Source organism: Streptomyces bohaiensis (assembly GCF_012033785.1).
GTDB lineage: Bacteria > Actinomycetota > Actinomycetes > Streptomycetales > Streptomycetaceae > Streptomyces > Streptomyces bohaiensis.
In genome coordinates, this window is record NZ_JAAVJC010000325.1 from 1,656 (window position 1) to 4,901 (window position 3,246).

General features: G+C 76.0%; 2 protein-coding genes. Both read left to right on the plus strand.

Annotation, left to right across the window (positions count from 1 at the left end):
* Positions 1–109: 109 nt before the first annotated feature.
* Positions 110–1,318 (plus strand): DNA polymerase III subunit delta', encoded by a 1,209-nt coding sequence (locus tag HCN52_RS21870; RefSeq protein ID WP_168090163.1) that lies wholly within the window; start codon positions 110–112, stop codon positions 1,316–1,318.
* 291 nt (positions 1,319–1,609) lie between these two features.
* Complete coding sequence (locus HCN52_RS21875; RefSeq protein ID WP_168090164.1) at positions 1,610–3,163, plus strand: alpha/beta hydrolase; 1,554 nt, start codon at positions 1,610–1,612, stop codon at positions 3,161–3,163.
* Positions 3,164–3,246: the final 83 nt, after the last annotated feature.

Genomic DNA, 3,246 nt, shown 5'->3' on the forward strand with positions numbered 1-3,246 from the left:
GCCCTGCCCCCGGCCCGGACGGGGCCGGATCGGGGTGTCCGAGCCGTGCCGCACAATGGGGGACGATCGTCGGGCGCGCCCGCCGCGGCGGCAGGAGATGTGGAGAACGATGGCGGTCTGGGACGACCTGGTGGGCCAGGGCCCGGTGGTGGAGCAGCTGACCGCCGCCGCCCGTGACGCCGACGCCTACGTCACCGCGGCGGCCGCGGGCGAGGCGCCGCAGGTCTCCGGTTCGGCGATGACGCACGCCTGGCTCTTCACCGGCCCGCCCGGCTCCGGCCGCTCGACCGCCGCGCGCGCCTTCGCGGCGGCCCTGCAGTGCGTCTCCCCGGACCGCGCCCTCGGCTCCTCGCCCGGCTGCGGGTTCTGCGACGGCTGCCACACCGCGCTGATCGGCACCCACGCCGATGTCGAGGTGGTGCGGACCGACCTGCTGAGCATCGGCGTGAAGCAGACCCGCGAGCAGGTCCGGCGCGCCCAGCTCTCCCCGGCGGTCGGCCGCTGGCAGGTCATCGTCCTGGAGGACGCCGACCGGCTCACCGAGGGCGCGGCGAACGTGCTGCTCAAGGCCGTGGAGGAGCCCGCGCCGCGCACCGTCTGGCTGCTGTGCACCCCCTCGGTGGAGGACGTGCTGCCGACGATCCGGTCGCGCTGCCGGCTGCTCGCGCTCCGCACCCCCTCGGTCGCCGCTGTCGCCGAGGTGCTCGTGCGCCGCGACGGCGTCCCGCCGGAACTGGCGGCGGGCGCGGCGCAGGCCGCCCGCGGCCACATCGGTCGGGCGCGCCGCCTCGCCACCGACGAGCGTGCGCGAGCCCGCCGGGAGGCCGTGCTGCGGATGCCGCGCCGCGTCGGGGACGTCGGCGGCGGGCTGAAGGCCGCGCAGGAGCTGATCGACGCCGCCACGGAGGACGCCAAGCAGCTCGCCGAGGAGCTGGACGAGAAGGAGACCGAGGAACTGCGCGCCGCGCTGGGCGGTGGTGACGGCAAGCGGATGCCGCGCGGCACGGCCGGCGCCATGAAGGAGCTGGAGGACCGCCACAAGCGGCGCGCCACCCGGGTGCAGCGCGACGCGCTGGACCTCGCGCTGACCGATCTCACCGGCTTCTACCGGGACGTGCTGGCCCACCAGTTCGGCACCTCGCTGGCCACCGCGGGCGGCAGCACCGAGCAGACGGTGGCCGAAGCGGCGGCCGCCTCCCGGCCGGAGCAGACGCTGCGGCGGATCGAGGCCGTGCTCGCCTGCCGCGAGGCGCTCGACCGGAATGTCTCACCGCTGCTGGCGGTGGAGGCGATGGCAATGACTCTGCGCTCCCCCTGACCTGTGGTCCCCGCTGACCCGCGGTCCCCCTGACCCGCGCTCCCGCCGACCTGCGGTCCCCCTGACCCGCGGAGCCCCGGCCCCGGTGCCCGGTTCCACCACCCGCACCGGCGCGCGATCCCGGCGCTCGGCGTCCCCCGCGCGCGGCGCCGACCGGGGCGGTGGAACAAGGCGTACAAGATGGCTGACCCGCCCGGTAGTTGGGCTGCCCGCGCGATGCGGCCCCCCGGCCCGATACCCTCCTTGCTCAGCCGTCGTCCACGACCGTCCGCACCGATGCACTGGGGAACCATGCCCGTCACCCGTTCCTTCCGAGTCCCCGCCGCCGCGCTCACCGCGGCGGCCGTGCTGCTTTCGGGCTGCACCACCGGCGACCCGGAGGACGAGTCGTCCCCCTCCGCGGCGGCGCCGGGCACCGAGCCGGTGGGCGAGGCGAGCCCGGTGCCCGAGGACCTCGCGGAGGAGCTGCTGCCGTACTACGAGCAGGAGCTGAGCTGGCGCGACTGCGGTGTCCCCGGCTACCAGTGCGCCACGCTCACCGCGCCGCTCGACTACGCCCGGGCGGGCGGGGCCGACCTCCAGCTGACGGTCTCCCGCAAGCGGGCCACCGGGCCGCGGGAGGAGCGGATCGGTTCGCTCCTGGTCAACCCCGGCGGTCCGGGCGCCTCCGCCATCGACTACCTCCAGGGGTACGCCGGCACCGGGTTCCCCGAGCCGGTGCGCGCGGGCTACGACATGGTGGCGCTGGACGCCCGCGGCACCGGCCGCAGCGAGCCCGTCGAGTGCTGGGACGGCAGCGCGATGGACGCCTTCACACAGGTCGACCGCACCCCGGACGACGAGGAGGAGGAAGAGGCGCTGGTGGCGGCCCTCACCGAATTCGGTGAGGGGTGCAGCGCCTCCTCCGGCCGACTGCTGGAACACATCTCCACGGACGAGTCGGCCCGCGACCTCGACCTGCTGCGCGCCGTCCTCGGCGACACCCACCTGCACTACTACGGCGTCTCCTACGGCACCCAGCTCGGCGCCGCCTATGCCGACCTGTTCCCCGAGCGGGTGGGCCGGCTGGTGCTCGACGCCGCGATCGACCCGCGACTGGACGCGCTGGAGCGCGACCGACAGCAGGCGGCCGGGTTCGAGACGGCGCTGCAGGCGTTCCTCGCGGACTGCGAGACGCAGAGCGACTGCCCGGTCGACGGCGCGGCCTCCCTCACCACGCTCTTCGAGGAGCTGGACGAGCAGCCGCTGCCCACCGGCGAGGACCGGCGGCTCACGGAGTCGTTGGCCACCACCGGTGTCGCCCAGGCGCTCTACTCCCCGGCGCTCTGGCCCGAACTGCGGGACTCGCTGCGCGCCGCCGGGGACGGCGACGGCGCGCCTCTGCTGCGCCTGGCCGACGCCTACCACGACCGGGACGCCGCCGGGAGCTACGGCACGATCATGTACGCCTTCCCGGCCATCAGCTGCCTGGACGCCCCGCCCGCGTTCGCCGACGCGGAGGAGGTGCGTGAGGAGCTGGACTCCTTCGAGGAGGCGTCGCCCACCTTCGGCCGCGACTTCGCCTGGGCGACGCTGATGTGCGCCACCTGGCCGGTGGAGGCCAAGGGCGAGCCGGGCCCGGTCACGGCCGCGGGCGCGGACGACATCCTGGTGGTCGGCACCACCCGGGACCCGGCCACGCCGTACGCGTGGGCGGAGGGGCTCGCCGAACAGCTGGAGTCCGCGACGCTGCTGACCTACGACGGTGACGGCCACGGCGCCTACGGGGCCGACCCGTGCGTCGACGACACGGTCGGCGCCTACCTGCTCGACGGCACCGTCCCCGAGCCCGACGCCCGCTGCTGACGCCCGCTGCCTCCCACCGCCGGCGCGCGCTGCCTCCCGCCGCCGGCGCGCGTCGGCGGTCCGGTCGGCCGGACGCCCGCGCC

Bases quoted from the DNA above. Each gene is read 5' to 3' on its own strand.
- HCN52_RS21870 (WP_168090163.1), top strand. From the start codon at position 110: ATGGCGGTCTGGGACGACCTGGTGGGCCAGGGCCCGGTGGTGGAGCAG.
- HCN52_RS21875 (WP_168090164.1), top strand. From the start codon at position 1,610: ATGCCCGTCACCCGTTCCTTCCGAGTCCCCGCCGCCGCGCTCACCGCG.